The organism is Oceanicella sp. SM1341 (genome assembly GCF_003448965.1).
Lineage (GTDB): Bacteria > Pseudomonadota > Alphaproteobacteria > Rhodobacterales > Rhodobacteraceae > Paroceanicella.
Map to the genome: position 1 here is coordinate 1 of NZ_QRGC01000026.1, position 19,239 is coordinate 19,239.

A 19,239-nucleotide genomic window follows, 5' to 3' on the forward strand; every position below is an offset into this window, starting at 1 on the left:
GGGTCGGCGGGGCTGGCGGGGTCGTAGAGGGCGCGGCGCGTGGGCGCGGGCAGCGCGGCCTCCGGGTCGAGCCGGCGCAGGAGGGCGGCGAGCCCGGCGAGGCGCAGCGCCTCGGGGGCCCCGCGCAGCCGGGCGATCTCGGCGCGCGCGCCGAGCCGGCGCGAGGGGCGGGCCCGGGTGAACAGGCGCAGCAGCGGCGACAGCAGCAGCCCGGTGACGAGGCCGAGGGCGAGCACGGCGCAGGCGTCCTGCCAGCCGAAGGCGGCAAAGCCGCCGGGCAGGCGCACCGGGGCGAGCTGTGCCGCGAGCTCCTGCGGGGTCATTCCGCGCCCTCCGCCAGCGGGTCCTGCCCGACGGGGAGCACGCGGGCGGCGACGCCGAGCGCCTCCAGCCGCGCCGCGGTGTCCTCGGGGGCGAAGCGGATGGCGCGCACCGCCCTGCCCTCCCGGAGGGCGAAGACCCCGCGCGGCGGGGCGGTCTCGACCGCGTCGCGCACCAGCAGCAGGGTGAGGCGGCACTTGCGCAGCACCGCCCCGGCCACGGCCTCGAAATCCGCGCCCGGACGGTCGAAGCCGGTGGCCAGGATGATGGCAGCACCCGGGGGGGCCGCGAAGGCGGCGCGGTCGAGCATCTCGGCGAGCTCGGGGCCCGGGCCGGCGGCGGCGGCCTCCAGCCCGGCCGCGTGCTGGCGGGCGAGCGTGGCGGTGATGCCCAGCATCGCCGCCTCGCGCGGGCGGGGGGCGAGCACGGTGGTCTCTGTGTCGCGCACCGCGTGCAGGCCCACGCGGCCGCCGGCGGCGACCACGCTCCAGCCCTCCAGCGCCAGCGCCTCGGCCGCGGCGACAGAGCGCAGCCGGCTGCCCGTGCCCCAGAACATCGGCGCGCGCAGGTCGGCCACCAGCAGGGCGGTGCGCTCCACCTCCTCGTGGAAGGTGCGCAGCTGCGGGCGGCCGCTGCGGGCGGTGGCGGCGGGGTCGAGGTGGCGGGGGTCGTCGCCCTCCTGGAAGGGGCGGATGTCGAAGATGTCGGTGCCCTCGCCCCGCCTGCGCCCCGCGGTGCCGCCGCTGCGCGAGGCGGCGGGGGCGGCGCGGCTCCGGGCCCCGGCCCGGCCGGCGAGCGCCACCAGCCGGTCGAGGCTGAGGCCGAGGCCCGGGCCCTGCGCCATCATAGCGGGCGCACCGCCGCGAGGATCTCGTCGAGCAGGCCGCGCGCCGTCTCGCCCGCCGCGAGCGCGCGCCAGGTGGGGGCGAGCCGGTGGCACAGCACGTCCGGCGCCAGGGCCGCCACGTCCTCGGGCAGCGCGTGGTCGCGCCCGTGCAGGAAGGCCCGGGCCCGCGCGCAGGCCGCGAGGGCGAGCGAGCCGCGCGGCGAGACCGCGTGGCGGATGCGCCCGGTCACGGTGAGGCCCTCGGTCTCGCGCCGGGTCGCCATCACCAGCGCCACGATGTAGTGGCGCAGGGCGGGCGACAGGTGCACCCCCGCCACCGCGCGCTTCATCGCCGCCAGCGTCTCGCGGTCGAGCGGCGGGGCGGCCTCCGGCGGGGCCTGGGTGAGCTCGCCCTCCACGAGGTCGAGGATGGCGCGCTCCTCCGCCTCGCCCGGCAGCTCGAGGATGACATGCATGAGGAACCGGTCGAGCTGGGCCTCGGGCAGCGGGAAGGTGCCCTCGTTCTCCAGCGAGTTCTGCGTGGCGATCACCATGAACGGGTCGGGCAGCGCCCGGGTCTCGCCGCCCACGGTCACCTGCCCCTCGGCCATCGCCTCGAGCAGGGCGGACTGCACCTTGGGCGGCGCGCGGTTGATCTCGTCGACCAGCACCAGCTCGTGGAACACCGGGCCGGGCAGGAAGCCCATGTCGCCGCTCTCGGCGCGGAACACGCGTGTGCCGGTGATGTCGGAGGGCATCAGGTCGGGCGTGCACTGGATGCGGGCGAAGCGGCCCTCGATGCCCTCGGCGAGGCAGCGCACGGAGCGGGTCTTGGCGAGGCCCGGCGGCCCCTCGATCAGCAGGTGCCCGCCGGTGAGCAGGGCCACGAGCAGCCGCTCCACCAGCGCCTCGTGCCCCACCAGGGCCGCGGCCATGCGCCCGGCCAGCGCGCGGGCGGGGGCGTTGGTGGCGGTGGTGCCCGGCCGGGGGCCGATCTCCGCTGCGTCCTGCATGCTGTCCTCCCCTCGGACCGGCCGCTTGCTGCGGCCTCGTTGCGTCCGAAGATGCAACAATCCGGGCCGCGGCGCCCTACGACCAAGGGAGGAGAGGCAGCCCCCCCGCCCGCGCCGGAGCCGAAGGGGACCGGGGCGGCGTCAGAGCAGGGCTGCGGCGGCGCGGTCGCAGACGAGGGTGAGGTCGGGATGCGCGGTGAGGGCGGAGGCCGGGCACGCGGTGTCGGGCGGGGCGCGGAAGGCGCGGCGCAGCGCCTCGGCCTTCGCGGCGCCCGTGGCCACCAGCAGGATGCGCCGGGCCTCCAGGATGGTGCCGATGCCCATGGTGAGGGCGCGCGCGGGCACCTCGGTGCCGGGCGGGAAGTCGGGCGCGTTGGCCTCCCGGGTGCTCTCGTCGAGCACCACCTCGCGGGTGCGGCTGTCGAAGGGGGCGCCGGGCTCGTTGAAGCCGATGTGCCCGTTGCGGCCGATGCCGAGGAGTTGCAGCCCGATGCCGCCCGCCGCCGCGATCTGCGCCTCGTAGCGCGCGGCGGCCTCTGCCGCATCGCCCAGGCCGGGGGGCACATGGGCGCGGGACGCGGGCAGGTCGACGCGGCCGAAGAGCTCGCGGCGCATGTAGGCGGCGAAGGAGGCCGGGTGGTCGGGGCCGAGGCCGCGGTACTCGTCGAGGTTGAAGCTGGTGGCCCGGGCGAAGGAGAGCCCGCCGGCCGCGTGGCGCGCGGCGAGACGGCGGTAGATGCCCAGCGGCGTGCGGCCGGTGGCAAGCCCCAGCACCGCGGCGGGCTCGGCCGCCAGGTGGTCGCCGATCAGCCGCGCGGCCTCTCCGGCCACGGCCTCGGCATCGGGCAGCACCCGGATGGCGGCTTGCAGCAGCGGGCTCATGCCGCTTCCTCCAGCGCGTCGGCGAGGGCGAGGGCGCCGGCGCGGGCAGCGCCGATGCCGCCCGCCCGGTTTCCCAGCGCGCTGATGCGGCAGGGCGGCGGCTCGGGGCAGCAGAGCTCCAGCCGCTCGCGCACCCGGGTGAGCAGCTCGGGCCGCGAGCCGATGCCGCCGCCGAAGACGAAGAGCGCGGGGTTGATCACCGCGTCGATGCTGAGCACGGCGAGGGCCACCCGCTCTGCCAGCCGGTCCATCACCGCGGCGAGCTCGGCATCGCCCTCGGGGGCGCGGAACAGCTCGCGCAGGCTGCCCGGGCGGCGGCCGCCGCGGCGGCGGTACTCCTCGGCCAGCGCGCGGCCGGAGACCACGCTCTCCAGTGCGCCGCACTCCTTCGCCGCGGGGCCGAACGGGTCTCCGCCCAGCGGCAGGAAGGCGATCTCGCCGGCGGTGCCGCGCGCGCCGCGCATCAGCCGCCCCTCCTGCGCGAGGCCCATGCCGATGCCGGTGCCGAGCGCCACGAAGGCGAGCGGGCCGCCCGGCGGCAGCGGGCAGTTGCCGTGGCCGCGCCAGCTCTCGCCGAGGGCGGCGAGGCTCACGTCGTTCTCCACCGCCACCGGCAGGCCGAGGCGCCCGGCGAAGAGCCGGCGCATGTCGCGCCCCGCGAGGCCGCCGAGATTGGGCGCGCGCTCGAGATGGCCGGTGTCCGGGCGCAGCGCGCCGGGCAGGCCGATGCCCGCGGCGCGGATCGCGCGGCCGGCACCGAGGGTGCGGAAATGCGCCTCCACGCAGGCCAGCGCCGCCTCGCCGCCACCGGCGGGCGTGGGGTCGCGCTGCTCGGCGAGGATGGTGCCGTCGAGCGCGATCACGACGGACTGGATCTTGGTGCCGCCCACGTCGCAGCCGAAGAGGCAGCCGGCATCGGCGCGCAGCGCGCCCGCCGGGGTGAGCCAGCCGCGCTCGGCGAGCCCGGCGTCGGGCTCCGTCGTGCCGTGGCGCAGCGCGGTGGCGAGGCGGCGGCGCTGGCGGGGGGTGAGCCCGCCGGCCGGGGAAAGCGGCTGGTCCATCACGCGCGCCCCGTCGCCCGCTCGGTGGCGGGGTCGAAGAGATGCACCTGCCCGCGCGCGGCACGGGCGGTCACCTCGGCGCCGATCCCCGGCGTCTCGTGCGGCGGCGCGGTGGCGATGAGCCCCTGCCCGGCCACGGTGAAATGCACCAGCGTCTCGGGGCCCAGCGGCTCCACCGCCGTGACCGGCCCGGTAAGCGAGAGCGCCGCCTCCTCCTCCGGCGCGCCCACGCGCAGCGCCTGGGGGCGTACCCCGGCGAGGAGCGGCGCGCCCGCGCCCGCGGCGGCGAGGCCCGCGCCCTCCCCCGCCACGGGCAGCACGTTCATCGAGGGCGTGCCGATGAAGCGCGCGGTGAAGACATCGGCCGGGCGGTCGTAGATCTCCATCGGCGCGCCGGCCTGCAGGATGTGCCCGGCCTTCATCACCACGATGCGGTCGGCCATGGTCATCGCCTCCACCTGGTCGTGGGTGACATAGGCGATGGTGGTGCCGAGGCGGCGGTGCAGGGCCTTGATCTCGATGCGCATCTGGGCGCGGAGCTGGGCGTCGAGGTTCGAGAGCGGCTCGTCGAAGAGGAAGGCGGCGGGGTCGCGCACCATGGCCCGGCCGATGGCCACGCGCTGGCGCTGACCGCCGGAGAGGGCCGCCGGCCTGCGGTCGAGCAGGGCCGTGAGGTCGAGCATGCGCGCGGCCTCCTCCACCTTCGCGGCCTTCTCCGTCTTCCCGAGCTTCGAGGTGTAGAGGCCGAAGGCGATGTTCTGGCGCACGGTCATGTGCGGGTAGATGGCGTAGTTCTGGAACACCATGGCGATGTTGCGCTGCCGGGGGTCGACCTCGTTGACCAGCCTGCCGCCGATGCGGATCTCGCCGCCCGAGACCTCCTCCAGCCCCGCGATCATCCGCAGGGTGGTGGACTTGCCGCAGCCCGAGGGGCCGACGAAGACCACGAATTCGCCGTCGGCCACCGCGAGGTCGATGCCGTGGATCACCTCGGCGCGGCCGTAGGTCTTGACCAGTCTGTTCAGCGTGATGTCGGCCATCAGACCCTCTCGAGAAGTGCTGTGAACGCGGTGTCGAGCGCCGCGGCGGCGCGGGCCTCGCGGGCGCGCGCGGCCTCGGCCGCGGCGGTGAAGCCGGCGAGCCGGGCGGTGTACTCGGCGAGCGCCTCGTCCATTGCCGCGGGGGCCGGGCCGCCGAGGCGGTCGCGCACGGCGATGAAATGCGCGGGCGAGACCGCCTCGGAATAGGCGGCCTCGTCGAGCCCGGGCTCGCGCCCGCAGGCGGCGCGGAAGGCGGCGGCGAAGGGGGTGTAGCCGCGCTCGGCGAGGCTCGCGCCCGCTGCCACCACCGCGCGCGCCGTGGCGGCGGCGATCTCGTGCGCCTGGCGGAAGGAGAGGCCCTCGCGGCGCACCAGCGTGTCGGCAAGCTCGGTGACGGTGATGCAGGAGCGGTCGATGTTGGCCGAAACCCGGGCGCTGTCGATGGTGAGGCTCGGCACGAAGGCCGCGAGCAGGCGCAGGACGCGCGAGGCGGTGGCATAGGCTTGGTGGCCGGCGGCCTGGCTCTCGCCCTCGCTGTCGTTCATGTCGGTGAAGGGGGTGTTGTGCATGATGTCGCGCATCATCCGGGCGCGCCCGGCGGTCTGCGAGGCGAGGTGGCGCATGTGCTCGATGGGCACCGGGTTGCGCTTCTGCGGCATGATCGAGGAGATCTGCACGAAGGCGTCCGACACCCGGATCTGCCCGACCTCGAAGGCCGACCAGACCTGGAAATCCTGCACCAGCCGGCCGAGGTGCAGCGCCAGCAGCTCGAGCGCCGAGTAGCTCGCGGTGATGTAATCCACCGCGGCGATGCAGCCGTAAGAATTGCGCTGGGGGGCGGCGAAGCCCAGCAGCTCGGCCACCCGGGCGCGGTCGATGGGAAAGCCGGAAGTGGTGATGGCGGCGGCGCCCATGGAGCACAGGTCGGCGAGGCCGCGCGCGGCCTCCATGCGCTCGATGTCGCGGATCAGCACCTCGATGGCGGCTGAGAGGTAATGGCCGAAGGTGGTGGGCTGGGCCGGCTGGCCATGGGTATAGGCCACGATCACCGTGTCGCGCTCGCGCCGCGCGGTGGCGATGAGGGCTTCGAGCAGGGCGCGGGCCTCCGAGAGCGCGCGGTCGGCCCGGGCCTTCAGCGCCATCTTGAACAGCGTGTGGTCGATGTCGTTGCGCGAGCGGGCGGTGTGCAGGCGGCCGCCGTCATCCGCGCCCAGCCGGGCCTTCAGCTCGGCCTCGCGCAGGAAGAAGTAGTCCTCCACCGCGCCGGTGTAGCTGAGGGTGGCGGGGTCGATCTCGCGGTCGATCGCCTGCAGGGCGCGGGCGATGGCGGAGGTGGTGGCGGGGGGCAGGATGCCGGTTTCGGCCAGCATCACGAGGTGTGCGCGGTCGATGCGCCGGAAGCCCTCGGCATGGGTGTCGCGCGCGTCGTCGAACAGCGGGGCGAGCACGGTGTCGCGGTAGGTCGGGTTCGGGAAGGGAGCGTCAGCGGTCATGGTCAGTCCTTCAGCCCGGCCAGCATCACGCCGCGCACGATGAAGCGCTGCAGGGCGAGGAACAGGGCGAGCGTGGGCAGGGTGGCGAGGGCGGCGCCGGTCATGATCTTCTCCCACTGGATGGCCTGTTCGACCGCGAAGGAGGTGAGGCCCACCGGCAGGGTGTAGAGCTCCTTCGAGGTGGTCACGATCAGCGGCCAGAAGAAGGCGGTCCAGTTGCCCAGGAAGGTGAAGATGGCGAGGGCCGAGAGCGCGGGAGTCACCAGCGGCATGGCGATGCGCCACCAGATGGTGAACTCGTTGAGCCCGTCGATGCGCGCGGCCTCGAGGAAATCATCCGGCACGGTCTCGAAGAACTGCTTCATCAGGAAGGTGCCGAAGGCGGTCATCATGCCGGGAAACATGATGCCCCAGTAGCTGTCGAGCCAGCCGAACTGCGCCGACATCAGGTACCAGGGGATCACCAGCATCTCGGTGGGGATCATCAGCGTGGAGAGGATGGCGATGAACACCACCTGCCGGCCGCGGAAGCGGAACTTCGCCAGCGTGTAGCCCACCAGGCTGTCGAAGAAGCAGTTCGCCGCCGTGACGGTGATCGCCACGAAGGAGGAGTTGAGGAACCAGCGCAGGAAGCGGCCGTCCGACAGCACCTCGGCGTAGTTCGCGAGCGTGGGCGAGGCGGGGATGAGGCGCAGATCGTAGATCTGGCTCGCCGGCTTGAGCGAGGTGGAGAACATGAACAGCAGCGGCGTGATCATCAGCAGCCCGCCGATCATCAGCAGTGTCCAGGTGATGATGCGGCCGGGGCGGATGCGGGCGAAGCGCAGGCGCGGGGCGGGAGTGTCGGCGGTGGCCATCAGCGTTTCCTCAGCGCCCAGAGCTGGCCCAGCGAGACCAGGAGCAGGATGGTGAACAGCACCACGGTCTGGGCCGCGGCATAGCCCATCTCGTAGGAGGAGAAGGCGGTCTGGTAGATCTTGAGCACCAGCGGCTTGGTGGAGCCGAGCGGCCCGCCGGGGTCGTTGGTGGTCATGTTGTAGACCTGGTCGAAGATGCGCAGGAAGCCGATGGAGGAGAACACCACCAGGAACACCGTGGTGGGCTTCAGGAGCGGCAGGGTGATGCGCCGCAGGATCGCCCATTCCCCCACCCCGTCGATGCGCGCGGCCTCGTAATAGGTGGTGGGGATGGAGCGCAGCCCGGCCATGAAGATGATCACCTGAAAGCCCAGGCCCGCCCAGATCGCCGTCACCATGATCGAGGGCAGCGCCCAGGTGGTGGAGCGCAGGAAGTCCATCTGCGCGAGGCCGAGGTCGCCCAGCACCGCGTTGATCACGCCCGTGGGCGCCGGCTGGTAGAACCAGCGCCACACCCAGGCCATGGCCGAGGCGGTGGTGATGTAGGGCAGGAAGTAGAGTGCGCGCATCAGCGTGTGGCCGAAGCGGATCCGGTCGAGGAAATAGGCCACGGTGAAGGACAGCAGCAGGCTGATCGGGGTGCCGAGCACGAGATAGGCGAAGGTGTTGCGGAACACCTGCCAGAACTCGGGCTCGGCCAGCATGCGCCGGTAGTTCTCCAGCCCGATGTATTTCGGCGCCGACATCAGGTTCCAGTCGGTGAAGGACAGCCGGAAGGCGTCGAGCGTGGGGTAGAAGCGGATCACGCCGTAGAACAGCACCGGCAGGGCGAGAAAGCCCCAGACCCAGAGCGCGCGGCGCATGCGCATCGAGAGCCGCGGCGCGGCCGGTGGGGGTGTTGCGTCCCGTGACATGAAAACCTCCGCCTGCCGCGCCGTGCCGTTCAGTTCGCGCGGTCGAGGAGCGCCTGCTCCGCCGCCGCCGCCTCGGCCACCGCCTCCGCCACCGGCTGCTGCTGCAGCAGGATGCGGTTGATCATGTCCATGGTCACCTGCCGCTGGCCGGCCTCGTCGACGAACATGGTGGTGTGGGCGTATTCCAGCGCCTTGAGGAAGGGCGCGTAAACCGGGTCGGCGAGGTTTTCCTCGGTAAGGGCGGCCTCGGGGCGGGCGGGCAGCTCGCCCACCACCTTCAGCCAGACCTGCATCGCCTCCGGCGAGCTCACGAAGGCGAGGAATTTCTCCGCCGCTTCCAGCTCCTCGCCCTCCGCACCCGCGCCGATGGCATTGGCGAAGTAGGAGGCGTAGTTCGAGCGCAGCCCGTCGGCGTTCGCCGGCAGCTCCGCGACACCCCACTCGAAATCCTCGATGCCGCGGAACGAGCCGAGGCGGAAGGTGCCGTCGATGGTCATCGCCGCGCGGCCGGCCCGGAAGGCGGCCTGGCCCTCGTCCATGAAGCCCTGCGTGCCGATGCCGTGCGCGGTCACCAGATCGGTGTACCACTGCGTGGCGGCCACGCCGGCCTCGCTGTCGTATTCCACCTCGGTGTAATCATCGTTGTAGGGCACGCCGCCGAACTGGCGCAGCAGCACCTCGCGCCACCACTGGTGGTCCTGCCCGGCCATGTCGATGGTCATGCCCACCTGGGTGAAATTGCCGCCGTCGTCCTTCTTCGCGAGCTTCTGGCCGTCTGCCACCAGCTCCTCGAGCGTCTGGGGCGGGCCGTCGATGCCGGCCTCCTCGAAGAGCTTCTTGTTGTAGAACAGCGCGAGCGAGCGCACCGCGGTGGGCAGGCCGTAGTAGTTCCCGTCGCGCTTCATGGCCGAGACGATGGGGAAGAATTCGCTCTCGATCATCTCGTCGGGGAAGGCTTCCTTGGAGAGCGGCTGGATCACCCCGCCATCCACGAAACGGTCGGTCCAGCCGTAGAAGAGCTGGAGCACGTCGGGCCCGTTGCCGGCCATCTTCGCGGCCACGACGCGGGTCTGGTAATCGGCGTAGGGAAAGGTGACCTGCTTTACCGTGATGTCGGGGTTCTCGGCCTCGAACATCTCGATGAGCTGGTCCATGGCCTGGACCCGGGTCTCGTAGATGTATTGCCAGTACTCGATCTCCACGGCCCCGGCCGATCCGGCGGACGCGAGCACCGTGCCGGCCAGCAGGCCCGCGTGCAGCAAGTGACGGTTCATCATTACCTCCGTTGGACACGGCCCCCCGGGCCGCGAGTTGTCTCGAAAAAACAGCTCGGCACGGCCCTGCCCCGGGTGTTTCCCCCGGGTGAAGCGCCGCTCACGGGGCCGAACTTGCGCGGGACTCGGAGCACCTGTCAATAAAATACTTAACTTGAGTTAACCTTAGTGCCGGGCTAGGCTGCGGGCACAGGCATCGACAGGAGGCGACCGCCATGGCGCCGCACAGCGACAGCGACAGCACGGGCGAGGCCCGCCCTGCCCCGCAGGCCCGGGTGGCCATGGGCAAGAACCCCGGCCGCGCGCGCAGCCACAACCGCCGGGTGCTGCTGGAGATCCTGCGCCGCCACGGCCCGCTGGGGCGCAAGGCGCTGGCGGACATGGTGCAGATCTCCACACAGGCGGTCACCAACATCATCGACGAGCTCAGCGCCGAGGGGCTGGTGCTCGACCTCGGGCGCAAGCGCACCAGCCGCGGCCAGCCGCCGATCCTCTACGCCATCAACCCCGGCGGGGCGATCAGCCTGGGCATCGAGATCTCGGTGGGGGCACTGGTGGCCACGGTGCTCGACCTCGGCGGAAACCCGCGCGAGGTCGAAACCCTGCAGCTCGCCGACATGGCGCCGGAGCGGGTGCTCGAGGAGTGCGAGCGGCTGGTGGAGCGGCTCTCGGAGGGGCACGGCGCGCGGCTGATGGGCATCGGCGTGGTGATGCCCGGGCCCTTCGGCATCGAGGGGCTGTCGGGCATCGGCCCCACCACCCTGCCCGGCTGGGAGGGGGTGGACGTGCGCCGCCACCTCGCGCAGCGCTTCGCCGTGCCGGTGCTGGTGGACAATGACGCGAACGCCGCCGCCATGGGCGAGATGCTGTTCGGCAAGGGCCGCAACCTGTCGGATTTCTGCCTGATCTACTTCGGGGCCGGCATCGGCCTCGGCGCCTTCCTGCGCGACCAGCCGCTGCGCGGCGCGCGCGGCAATGCCGGCGAGATCGGCCATATCGTGGTGGCGCCCGGCGGCCTGCCCTGCCAGTGCGGCCAGGCCGGCTGCCTCGAGCGCTATGCCTCGCGCCACGCGCTGAACGAAACCCTCGTCGCGGCCGGGCTGGCGCCGGCAGACGCGGCGGCGCTGCACGCGGCCGGCCACCCGGTGGTGGCGGCCTGGGTGGCGGAGGCGGCCCGGCATCTCTCGCTGATGATCGGCCTCGTGGAGAACATCTTCGACCCCGAGACGGTGATCCTCGGCGGCAAGCTGCCCGAGCCGCTGCTCGAAGACATCCTCTCCCGCCTTGCCGTGCCGCCCAGCGTGGCGCACCGGGCGGACCGCCTGCAGCCCCGGGTGCAGCTCGGCCGCACCGGCCAGGCCTCCGCCGCCCTCGGCGCCGCGGCCATGGCCCTGCATGACGCGATCTCGCCGCGGCTCGACATCGCCGGGGCCGATGAGCCGGAAGGCCCGGCATGAGCAGCGACCACGCCCGCCTGGCCCGGCGCGAGGCGGCCCCCGCCCTGATGCGCCTGCACCGCGCGCTGTCGCGCCTGGGCTCGGTGCTCACCCTGATGAACACCGGCGCCCACCCGGACGACGAGCAGAGCGGCCTGCTCGCCTGGGCGCGGTTCTCGGAAGGAATGCGCGTGGTCATCGCCTGCTCCACCCGCGGCGAGGGCGGGCAGAACTGCCTCGGCCCGGAGCGCGGCGCCCTGCTCGGCCTGCTGCGCAGCCGCGAGATGGAGGAGGCGGCCCGGGTGCTCGACGCCGATGTGGCCTGGCTCGGCCATGGCCCCGACGACCCGGTGCACGACTTCGGCTTCTCGAAGGACGCCGAGGCCACCTTCGCGCGCTGGGGCGAGGCGCGGATCGTCGCGCGCCTCGCGCGGGCCTACAGGGAATACCGGCCGGACATCGTGCTCCCCACCTTCCTCGACGTGCCCGGCCAGCACGGCCATCACCGGGCGATGACCCGCGCCGCGGAGACCGCCATCGCCCTCGCCGCGCTGCCGGGCGAGGGCCTGCCCGGCTGGCAGGTATCGCACTATTACCTCCCCGGCTGGGGCGGCGGCGGTGGCACCTACGACGACGCCGAGCCGCCGCCGGCCGCCACCCTCACCGTCTCCGCCCCGGGAGAGGAGGCGGCGAGCGGCGTGTCCTACGACGAACTCGGCCAATGGTCGCGCCGCCGGCATGCCTCGCAGGGCATGGGGCACTGGGCGGAGGTGCCGCGCCGAGACTGGCCGCTGCACCTGCGCCGCGGCCCGGAGGCGGCCCGGCAGGGCGAGGCGCGGCTGGCCGAAGCCCTGCCCCGCACCCTGCTCGCACTCGCCGCCGGGGCCGGCCCGGCCGGGCCCGCGCTGGCGGAGGCCGATGCAGCCATCCGCACCGCGCAGCGCGCCTTCCCCGATGGCGCGGCGATCCTGCCCGCCCTTGCCGCCGCCGATGTGGCATTGGAGCGTGCCGTGGCCCTCGCCGAGCCCGGTTTCGCCGCCCTGCACGGCCACCGTCTCGCCCGCAAGCGCCGGGAGATCGCCTGCGCGATGGCCGAGGCGGCGGGGCTGGGCGGCGTGGCGCGGCTGCGCCCCGCCCTGCTGCGCCCGGGAGAGGCGGGCCTGCTGGAGGTTTCGCTCTCGCCCGCGGCGGAGCAGGCCGGCCTCGCCGCCCGCCTGCCCGAGGGGGTGACGGCGGGCCCCGCCCGCCCCGGCGCGCCCGTGACCCTGCCGCTCGGGGTCCGGGCCGACGCGCCGGATACCCCGGCTTTCGCTGCCGGCTTCGACCCGCTGGGCGGCAATGGCCCGGTCTGGGTGGAACTGTCCGCCCGTGTCGCCGGGCGCGATCTGTGCCTGCGCCTCGACCCGGAAGAACCGCTCATCCTGCGCCGGGGCGCGGCGCTGCGTGTGGAGCCGGATGCCTTCCTGCGCCGGCCCGGCGAGCGCGGGCCGCTGCGCCTGCGGGCGGAGGCGCCGGCCCCGCTCACCTGCGCCCTGCCGCCGGGCTGGAGGGCGGAGACGGAAGCCGACGGGCTTGCCCTGCACCCCGCGCCGGACACCGCGCCGGGCCTGCTCACCCTGCCGCTCGGCGCCGGGGGAGACCCGGGGCTCGTGCTCGCCACCGCCGGGCACCCGCATGTCGGCCGGCTGGTGCATGCCGCCCCGGCGGTGCTGCGCGTGCTCACGCTCGATCTCGCGCTGCCTCCCGGGGCCCGGGTGTGCTTCATCGGCTCGGGCGATGGCACCGGCGGCTGGATGGCGCGCATGGGGCTCGATGTCACCGCACCCGCGCTGGTGCCCGAGGGCGAGGATTTCGCCGCCTACACCACGGTGGTCGCGGGCGTTGTCGCCTTCGGAAACCGGCCGGACCTCGCGCGCGCCGTGCCGCGGCTGCACCGGTTCGTGGCGCGTGGCGGGCATCTCATCACGCTCTACCAGCGCCCCGACCAGGGCTGGGACGCGGAACGCACCCCGCCGCTGCCGTTGCAGATCGGCACGCCATCGCTGCGCTGGCGCGTGACCGATCCCTCCGCCCCGGTGGCGCTGCTGGCCCCCGACCACCCGCTTCTCGCCGGGCCGAACCGCATCACCGCCGCGGATTTCGACGGCTGGGACAAGGAGCGCGGTCTCTACTTCGCTGCCCGGCGCCACCCGGCCTACACTGCCCTGCTGAGCATGGCGGACCCGGGCGAGGCGCCGCTCGACGGCGCGCTGGTGAGTGCGCGGGTCGGGGCGGGAAGGCACAGCCATGTCGCGCTCGCCCTGCACCACCAGCTCGACCGCATGGTGCCCGGCGCCTTCCGCCTGCTGGCAAACCTCGCAGCCCCCGCCTGAGCGCTGCGGAAGGCCCGGCCGCGGGGACGCCGGTGCCCTCACCCGGCCGGCGCCATTCCCGCCGGTCCTGCCCGATTGCGCGCGGAGGGCGCTCCCGCGCCGGGCCGCCTCGTCGGGGCGAGCCGAGCGGCAACCAGCCCGGCGGGCGGGGCACCGCGCGCCCGTGGCCCGGATGCGCGTGCCCCGGGGGGGGGCGCGGGAGACCGGGCGCAGGGCCGTCGGTTCGGGCGCGCGACGACATCCGGAGGCGCTGCCGGAGCCGGCTTCCGGCCGTGCTTCCCCCGTTCTTCTCCCGTCCTTTCCGCCGTGCAGGCCATGCGGGCTTCACCCGGGCTCGCGGCTGTGCGAGACAGGGCCTTCGCCCGCTACCGGAGCCTGCCCGCTCCCGCTCCTTCCGCCCGAGGTCGCCCGCCATGCCCGATGCCCGCCAGCCCTTTCCTCCGCTGCTCCGCGCAGGCGGCCGTGCGCGGCTCCCGGAGCTGCCCGCCGGCCCGTTCCGCTTCGTGGCGCTCGACGTGGAGACCGCGAACCACGACCGGGCGAGCATCTGCCAGGTCGGCGTCGCCTTCGTGCGCCCCCACGGCGAGATCGACTGCTGGGTGAGCTATGTCGACCCCGGGCCGGGCCGCTGGGCCTTCACCGGGCTGCATGGCATCGGGCCGGATACGGTGGCCGGCGCCCCCGGCATCGGCGCGGTGCTCGACCTGCTCGGCCCGGCCCTGCGCGGCCTCACGGTCTACCAGCACTCGGGGTTCGACCGCAGCGCCCTCCGCGCCGCCTGCACGGTCCTGGGCCGGCCGGAGCCGGACTGGGAGTGGCAGAACAGCGTCTCCGTCGCGCGCAGGGCCTGGCCGGAGCTGAAGGGCAACGGCGGCCACGGGCTCGCCTCGCTGCGCGGCTTCCTCGGGCTGCGCTTCGAGCATCACGACGCGGGCGAGGACGCCCGCGCCGCGGCCGAGGTGGTGCTGCATGCCGAGCGCCTCGGCGCCTACGGCGCCGTGGCAGGCCGCACGGGAGCTGGCCGGCTCGGCCGGCTTCAGGCCGGGGCGAGGTCGATCACCTCGCCGCCGGCCGCCGCGAGCCGCGCGAAATAGGCCTGCGTCTCCAGCAGCTGGAACGGGAAGCACAGCCCGGCCGGCACCGGTCTGTCGCCGGTGAGCCCGGCCAGCCGCTCGAGCACCAGCGCGGTGCCGAGCCCGGTGAGCGGCATCTGCCCGCCGGGGTGGACCACCACCCGGTGCACCCGCAGCGGGGCGCCGGAGGCATCCGCGCCCTCGATCTCGATATGGATCTCCGTGGCGGGCGCCGCGCCGCGCCGGCGGGCCGAGCTCTCGCCGATGGCAAGGCGGAACTGCAGCTCCGGCGTGCGGACGCGGTTGGCCAGCACCAGCACGTCGAAGGGCGAGAAGATCTCCGCCTCCACCTCTGTGCCATCGAGGGCGCGGAAGCGGGTGGCGAGGTCGTCGCCCGAAAGCCAGGCATGGGCGCCGCCGCGGAGGGTGAGCGCCGGCGGGCGGGAGCTGATCAGCCGCTCGACGTCGCGGTCGGCTGCCGGGCCGCCGCCGTCCTGCTCGTCGAGCAGCGCGCCGATGCGCAGGGAATCGACCCTGGCAAAGCGCTGCGCCGCCGCCACGGCGGGCACCGTCGTCGCACCCACCAGCCACTCGGCGCCCAGCACCACCGGCGCGGCACCGGGGCCGAGCAGGCCGGTCGACACCTCGGCGCCGATCTCGTGCAGGCCCGCGGAGATGCCGATGCTCGGAATGCCGCGGGCGAGCGCATGGCGCAGCACGGCCATCTTCTCGTCGCGGAAGAACAGCCCGATGGCGGAGACCGGCCGCGTGCCGAGGCCGAGGTCCTCCGCGTCGAGGTCGATCGCCACGCCCTCGGCATGGCCCAGCTCGGCGGCGAGCGCGCGCGCGCGGCCCGTGTCGCGGCCACCGATCAGCAGCGGTTGTCCGGGATGGGCGGCGCGCAACATGCGCGCGGCCCAACGCCCGGCCTTGCCGGCGCCGCCGACGAGAAGAATGGGGGTCGTCGTGGTCATAGCGGAAGCCTTTCGCGTGAGTGTTGCGGGCGGCCCGGGCTGGCATCCTGCCGCCCGGGCCATTACCATGAGTAACCTACCATCAGTAAGTTACTACGGGTAACTTATGGGGCATGCCCGGCGGATCAACCCCCCCGGGTGCCGGAAGACGGCCGGAAGGCGAGGAGCATTGCCGTGAGGATGACGAAGGAGGCGCGGCGCGCGCAATTGCTGGACACCGCCCACGCGCTGGTGCGCGAGCGGGGCACCGACGCGCTGACGCTCGGCGCGCTGGCCGAGCGGGCGGGCGTGAGCAAGCCGGTGACCTACAACCATTTCGGCACCCGCTCGGGCCTGATGATCGCGCTCTACAAGGAAATCAACGACCGCCAGGTGCGCGCGCTGGCCGGCGCGCTGGAGCGGGCGCCCGCCTCGCTGGAGGAGGTGGCGGGGCTGGTCTCGGCGGCCTACATGGCCTGCCATGCCGGCGTCGGGCCGGAGTGGCACGCCATCGGGGCCGCGCTGAAGGGCGATGCCGCGATGGAGCGCTACCAGCGCGAGATGATCGACGAATACGCGCGCTTCTACGCCGCGGCGCTGGCACCGCTCTCGCCCCTGCCGGCGGCGGAGCTCGACCGGCGCTGCATCGCGGTGATCGGGGCCGCCGAGGCGCTTTCGGACGCGATGGTGCGGGGGCGGCTCCTCGAGGCGGAAGCGGCGGCGGAGCTGGCCTCGCTCATCACCGCCTGGCTGGGCGGGCCGCCCGCCTGAGGCGCGTCGGCCGCAGCCGGCGGCCATCGGCGCGCGGCGCCGCTCACAGCGTGCCGAAGCGCGCGGGCACCCGGCTGTAGAACAGGTTCAGCCCGCGCCCGGCAAGCGCAGCGAGCACGCGCGCAGCCTCCGTCGCGGTGGTGACCACCGAGACCTGCAACGGCTGTTCGGCCACGTCGAGCAGCGTCACGGCATGCACGGCCCCGGTGCGGCTGCGCCCCACGAGCCCGCCGGAGAGTGTGGCCCCCTCCACCCCCAGCCGCTCCAGCTCGGCGAAGAGCCATTCGCCCAGCGGGCGGCCCTCGCGGCTGCGGTCCTGCAGGGTCCAGAAGGTGAGGATCTCGCCCTCGGTTTCCGTGTCGGGGTTCATCGCACCGGTTCCTTCCGATCGTCGACGTGGATGCGGGGCACGACGGACATGCCCACGCGCATGCGCTCCATCCCCTCCTGGCCGGGGGCGAGGGCGATGCGCACCGGCAGCCGCTGGGCCACCTTGGTGAAATTTCCGGTGGCGTTGGCCGGGGCGATGGCGCTGTAGGAGACGTTGCTGGCCGCCCCTATGCTCTCGACCCTGCCGGCAAAGTGCAGCGCGGGCAGCGCGTCGACCGTGAGCTCGACCGGCTGGCCGGCGCGCACGCGGGCGAGCTGCGTCTCGCGGAAGTTCGCCGTGACGTAGATCTTGTCGAGCGGCACGATCGCCATGGCCGTTGTGCCCACGGAGACATACTGCCCCACCCGCAGCGACTGCTGGCCGATGGTGCCCGAGACCGGGGCCGTGATCTGTGCGTAGCTCAGCTGCAGCCGCGCGGTGTCGAGGGCGGCCTCCGTGGCGGCCTTCTGCCCGGCATAGACCCTGAGCAGGCCGCGCGCCGCCTCCAGCGCGGCCGCGGCGCCGTCGCGCCGCGCGGTGGCGATGGCAAGCCCGGTCTCCGCCTCGTCGAGCGCGCGCTGCGAGATCGCGCGGGAGACGAGCTTGCGCGCCCGCCCGGCATCGCTCTCGGCGAGGGAGACATCGGCGCTGATCGCCTCCAGGCTCGCCTCGGCCTCGCGGATGAGCGCCTGCTGCTGCGCGATCTGCGACCCGATCGTGGCGAGCCCGGCCTCGGCCGAGCGCACGGCGAGGCGGAGATCGCGGTCGTCGATGGTGGCCAGCAGGTCGCCGGCCTCCACGCGCTGGTTTTCCCGCACCAGCACGGAGGCGATGGTGCCCGCCACCCTCGGCGCCACGTTCGTGTAGTCCGAGATCAGGTAGGCATCCTCGGTCTCCTGCACGTCGGCGGCGGACTCGGGGCGGTTGAGCCGGACACCGGCGGCCACGACGAGGACCGCGGCGCCCGCGAGGGCGAGTTTGAGGGTGAGGGACGGCATGGGACCTCCGGGGAAGATCAGTGCCGGCGGTCCACGAGGGGCGCCGGGATGAAGGTGAGCGCCGCGCACAGCGGCACCATCGCAAGGGCGAGGCAGCCGAACACGAGGTAGGTGTCCGCGGTGGTGAGGGTGGTGACCTCGACCCCGATGGCCTCGGCCAGGCGGGCGGTGTCGAAGCCGCGGGGAAGGGTTGCGGCCACTGCCGCGGCATGGTCGACGAGCACGAGGGAGTGGAAATGGTCGCGCAGGGTCTCGAAGCGCCCCACGGCGGCCACGCCGGCAAGCGTGCCGATGGCGCGCAGCATGTTCACGAAGCCGGCGATGTAGGGCCCCTCCTGGGGCTGCACCACCGAGGTGGAGACGAAGAGCAGCGAGACGATGGCCATGGGCTGGCCGAGCGCCTGCAGCAGCTGGGCCGGCACGAACTGCCGCCAGGTCCACGAGCTGTCGAGGCCCGAGGCGAGCAGGCAGGCCATGCCGATGAGCGCGAGCCCCAGCGCCAGCACCACGCGCGCATCGACCCACCTGCGATAGAGCAGCAGCGCCACCGCGAAGCCGAGCACCAGCTGCGGCAGCCCGATCAGCAGGCCCAGCGGCGCGATCTGCCGGCTGCGGTATTCCTGCACGCTGCCGAGAAAGCTGCCGGGCAGCGAGGCCCCCGAGGAGAGGGTGACCAGCAGCAGGAAGAAGATGACGAACCCCACGCAGAGATTGCGCCGCGCCATCAGCGAGAGCCGGATGAAGGGCGTGGGGTGCTGCCATTCCGCGAGCAGGTAGACCGCGATCAGCGCCACCCCCGCCACCAGGCTCAGGCTTATCATCGGCGCATGGAACCAGTCCTGCCGGTTGCCCTGCGCGAGGGCGAGACCGATGAGAAACAGCCCCGGCGCCCCGGCGAGGAAGCCCGTCGCGTTGAAGTTGCGGAACCGCGACCAGTTGACCGGCTCCGCCGGCAGGCCCCAGCCCACCAGCAGCCCGCACAGCGCCGCGGCCGGCAGGAACTGCCAGGAGATCCAGCGCAGGTCGGACAGGCCGTCGGTCCAGTAGCCCACCACCCAGTAGGCGACATTGGGCGTGAAGGTGGCGGTGAGGGCGTAGAGCGCCAGCCCGTGCAGCCGGATGGGCGGCGGCAGGAAGCGCAGCGCCATCATCATCAGCAGCGGGATGAGCGCCCCCGCCGACATGCCCTCCGCCGCGCGCAGCACCAGCAGCAGCGGCAGGTTCACCACGAAGGGCAGCACGAGCGATATGGCCGCGGTGATCGCCAGCATGGCAAGGCAGAAGCGCCGCACCGTGAAGGTCACCGCGAACCAGCCGGCGAAGGGCATCACCATCAGCTCGCCCGCCGTGTAGCAGGACGAGATCCAGGAGCCGGGGTCGGCCCCCTGCCCGAGCGCCCCCTCGATATCGGCCAGCGCCAGGCTGCCGGCCCGGCTGGTGAGCCCGGACATCATCGCCGCGATGAGCACGCCGGACAGCGCCGCGACGGTGCGCGCGTTCAGGGCCGGCGGCGACACCGGCCCCGCCGCCGGTGCCGGCGTGTGGGAGACTGCTGCAATGGTCATGGGGCTCGCGCTCCGGACGG

The 19,239-nt window shown here is 73.8% G+C and carries 18 protein-coding genes; 4 read left to right on the top strand and 14 right to left on the bottom strand.

Going from position 1 to position 19,239, the window contains the following annotated elements; translation table 11 throughout:
• From D3P35_RS19485 to D3P35_RS19530, 10 genes are all read right to left on the bottom strand, one after another.
• Window positions 1–323: hypothetical protein (locus tag D3P35_RS19485; protein ID WP_118137096.1), on the bottom strand; the 323-nt coding region annotated here is incomplete at its 3' end.
• Window positions 320–1,168, bottom strand: a complete 849-nt coding sequence (locus tag D3P35_RS19490) for a DUF58 domain-containing protein (RefSeq protein ID WP_118136958.1) — start codon at window positions 1,166–1,168, stop codon at window positions 320–322. The genes D3P35_RS19490 and D3P35_RS19485, both read right to left, overlap by 4 nt.
• Entirely contained in the window at window positions 1,165–2,082 is a 918-nt protein-coding gene (locus tag D3P35_RS19495; protein ID WP_232830571.1) for a MoxR family ATPase, read from the bottom strand. The genes D3P35_RS19490 and D3P35_RS19495 overlap by 4 nt, the downstream gene beginning before the upstream one ends.
• A 219-nt stretch (window positions 2,083–2,301) precedes the next feature.
• Window positions 2,302–3,042, bottom strand: coding sequence for a glucosamine-6-phosphate deaminase (locus D3P35_RS19500; protein ID WP_118136962.1), 741 nt, complete (start codon window positions 3,040–3,042; stop codon window positions 2,302–2,304).
• Window positions 3,039–4,103, bottom strand: coding sequence for an ROK family protein (locus tag D3P35_RS19505; RefSeq protein WP_118136964.1), 1,065 nt, complete (start codon window positions 4,101–4,103; stop codon window positions 3,039–3,041). Before D3P35_RS19505 ends, D3P35_RS19500 begins: the two co-directional genes overlap by 4 nt.
• Window positions 4,103–5,143 (bottom strand): ABC transporter ATP-binding protein, encoded by a 1,041-nt coding sequence (locus D3P35_RS19510; RefSeq protein WP_118136966.1) that lies wholly within the window; start codon window positions 5,141–5,143, stop codon window positions 4,103–4,105. The genes D3P35_RS19505 and D3P35_RS19510 overlap by 1 nt, the downstream gene beginning before the upstream one ends.
• The gene (argH, locus tag D3P35_RS19515; RefSeq protein WP_118136968.1) at window positions 5,143–6,636 is read right to left on the bottom strand and encodes an argininosuccinate lyase; all 1,494 of its coding nucleotides are present in this window, start codon (window positions 6,634–6,636) and stop codon (window positions 5,143–5,145) included. The genes D3P35_RS19510 and argH overlap by 1 nt, the downstream gene beginning before the upstream one ends.
• A 2-nt stretch (window positions 6,637–6,638) precedes the next feature.
• Window positions 6,639–7,493, bottom strand: coding sequence for a carbohydrate ABC transporter permease (locus tag D3P35_RS19520; protein ID WP_118136970.1), 855 nt, complete (start codon window positions 7,491–7,493; stop codon window positions 6,639–6,641).
• Entirely contained in the window at window positions 7,493–8,407 is a 915-nt protein-coding gene (locus D3P35_RS19525) for a carbohydrate ABC transporter permease (protein WP_118136972.1), read from the bottom strand. The genes D3P35_RS19520 and D3P35_RS19525 overlap by 1 nt, the downstream gene beginning before the upstream one ends.
• 29 nt (window positions 8,408–8,436) lie before the next feature.
• Entirely contained in the window at window positions 8,437–9,681 is a 1,245-nt protein-coding gene (locus D3P35_RS19530; RefSeq protein WP_118136974.1) for an extracellular solute-binding protein, read from the bottom strand.
• Between the two features lie 215 nt (window positions 9,682–9,896).
• Between D3P35_RS19530 and D3P35_RS19535 the strand changes: the two genes are divergently transcribed.
• From D3P35_RS19535 to D3P35_RS19545, 3 genes are all read left to right on the top strand, one after another.
• Window positions 9,897–11,138, top strand: a complete 1,242-nt coding sequence (locus tag D3P35_RS19535; protein ID WP_118136976.1) for an ROK family transcriptional regulator — start codon at window positions 9,897–9,899, stop codon at window positions 11,136–11,138.
• The gene (locus D3P35_RS19540) at window positions 11,135–13,489 is read left to right on the top strand and encodes a PIG-L family deacetylase (protein ID WP_118136978.1); all 2,355 of its coding nucleotides are present in this window, start codon (window positions 11,135–11,137) and stop codon (window positions 13,487–13,489) included. Before D3P35_RS19535 ends, D3P35_RS19540 begins: the two co-directional genes overlap by 4 nt.
• A gap of 413 nt (window positions 13,490–13,902) precedes the next feature.
• Window positions 13,903–14,583 (top strand): exonuclease domain-containing protein, encoded by a 681-nt coding sequence (locus D3P35_RS19545; RefSeq protein WP_232830568.1) that lies wholly within the window; start codon window positions 13,903–13,905, stop codon window positions 14,581–14,583.
• On the opposite strand, the gene D3P35_RS19550 is transcribed toward D3P35_RS19545, so the two are convergent.
• Window positions 14,526–15,536, bottom strand: a complete 1,011-nt coding sequence (locus D3P35_RS19550; RefSeq protein WP_118136980.1) for an NAD(P)-dependent oxidoreductase — start codon at window positions 15,534–15,536, stop codon at window positions 14,526–14,528. The two genes, D3P35_RS19545 and D3P35_RS19550, sit on opposite strands and share 58 nt — an antisense overlap.
• Before the next feature lie 180 nt (window positions 15,537–15,716).
• On the opposite strand from D3P35_RS19550, the gene D3P35_RS19555 reads away from it, so the two are divergent.
• Window positions 15,717–16,286: a TetR/AcrR family transcriptional regulator gene (locus D3P35_RS19555; RefSeq protein ID WP_118136982.1), complete on the top strand. Its 570-nt coding sequence runs from the start codon at window positions 15,717–15,719 to the stop codon at window positions 16,284–16,286.
• Between the two features lie 43 nt (window positions 16,287–16,329).
• Here D3P35_RS19555 and D3P35_RS19560 read toward each other — a convergent pair whose 3' ends face one another.
• The 3 genes from D3P35_RS19560 to D3P35_RS19570 are packed head-to-tail and all read right to left on the bottom strand — an operon-like array spanning window position 16,330 to window position 19,219.
• Window positions 16,330–16,656, bottom strand: a complete 327-nt coding sequence (locus tag D3P35_RS19560; protein WP_118136985.1) for a DUF190 domain-containing protein — start codon at window positions 16,654–16,656, stop codon at window positions 16,330–16,332.
• The gene (locus D3P35_RS19565; protein ID WP_118136987.1) at window positions 16,653–17,654 is read right to left on the bottom strand and encodes an HlyD family secretion protein; all 1,002 of its coding nucleotides are present in this window, start codon (window positions 17,652–17,654) and stop codon (window positions 16,653–16,655) included. Before D3P35_RS19565 ends, D3P35_RS19560 begins: the two co-directional genes overlap by 4 nt.
• A gap of 17 nt (window positions 17,655–17,671) precedes the next feature.
• A complete protein-coding gene (locus D3P35_RS19570) occupies window positions 17,672–19,219 on the bottom strand; it encodes an MFS transporter (RefSeq protein ID WP_118136989.1) in 1,548 nt (515 codons plus the stop codon).
• Between the last annotated feature and the right edge of the window lie 20 nt (window positions 19,220–19,239).

What these genes read in the sequence shown, in the direction of transcription:
- D3P35_RS19490 (WP_118136958.1), bottom strand. Translation starts at nt 1,168, where the DNA reads ATGATGGCGCAGGGCCCGGGCCTCGGCCTCAGCCTCGACCGGCTGGTG.
- D3P35_RS19495 (WP_232830571.1), bottom strand. Translation starts at nt 2,082, where the DNA reads ATGGCCGCGGCCCTGGTGGGGCACGAGGCGCTGGTGGAGCGGCTGCTC.
- D3P35_RS19500 (WP_118136962.1), bottom strand. Translation starts at nt 3,042, where the DNA reads ATGAGCCCGCTGCTGCAAGCCGCCATCCGGGTGCTGCCCGATGCCGAG.
- D3P35_RS19505 (WP_118136964.1), bottom strand. Translation starts at nt 4,103, where the DNA reads ATGGACCAGCCGCTTTCCCCGGCCGGCGGGCTCACCCCCCGCCAGCGC.
- D3P35_RS19510 (WP_118136966.1), bottom strand. Translation starts at nt 5,143, where the DNA reads ATGGCCGACATCACGCTGAACAGACTGGTCAAGACCTACGGCCGCGCC.
- argH (WP_118136968.1), bottom strand. Translation starts at nt 6,636, where the DNA reads ATGACCGCTGACGCTCCCTTCCCGAACCCGACCTACCGCGACACCGTG.
- D3P35_RS19520 (WP_118136970.1), bottom strand. Translation starts at nt 7,493, where the DNA reads ATGGCCACCGCCGACACTCCCGCCCCGCGCCTGCGCTTCGCCCGCATC.
- D3P35_RS19525 (WP_118136972.1), bottom strand. Translation starts at nt 8,407, where the DNA reads ATGTCACGGGACGCAACACCCCCACCGGCCGCGCCGCGGCTCTCGATG.
- D3P35_RS19530 (WP_118136974.1), bottom strand. Translation starts at nt 9,681, where the DNA reads ATGAACCGTCACTTGCTGCACGCGGGCCTGCTGGCCGGCACGGTGCTC.
- D3P35_RS19535 (WP_118136976.1), top strand. Translation starts at nt 9,897, where the DNA reads ATGGCGCCGCACAGCGACAGCGACAGCACGGGCGAGGCCCGCCCTGCC.
- D3P35_RS19540 (WP_118136978.1), top strand. Translation starts at nt 11,135, where the DNA reads ATGAGCAGCGACCACGCCCGCCTGGCCCGGCGCGAGGCGGCCCCCGCC.
- D3P35_RS19545 (WP_232830568.1), top strand. Translation starts at nt 13,903, where the DNA reads ATGCCCGATGCCCGCCAGCCCTTTCCTCCGCTGCTCCGCGCAGGCGGC.
- D3P35_RS19550 (WP_118136980.1), bottom strand. Translation starts at nt 15,536, where the DNA reads ATGACCACGACGACCCCCATTCTTCTCGTCGGCGGCGCCGGCAAGGCC.
- D3P35_RS19555 (WP_118136982.1), top strand. Translation starts at nt 15,717, where the DNA reads ATGACGAAGGAGGCGCGGCGCGCGCAATTGCTGGACACCGCCCACGCG.
- D3P35_RS19560 (WP_118136985.1), bottom strand. Translation starts at nt 16,656, where the DNA reads ATGAACCCCGACACGGAAACCGAGGGCGAGATCCTCACCTTCTGGACC.
- D3P35_RS19565 (WP_118136987.1), bottom strand. Translation starts at nt 17,654, where the DNA reads ATGCCGTCCCTCACCCTCAAACTCGCCCTCGCGGGCGCCGCGGTCCTC.
- D3P35_RS19570 (WP_118136989.1), bottom strand. Translation starts at nt 19,219, where the DNA reads ATGACCATTGCAGCAGTCTCCCACACGCCGGCACCGGCGGCGGGGCCG.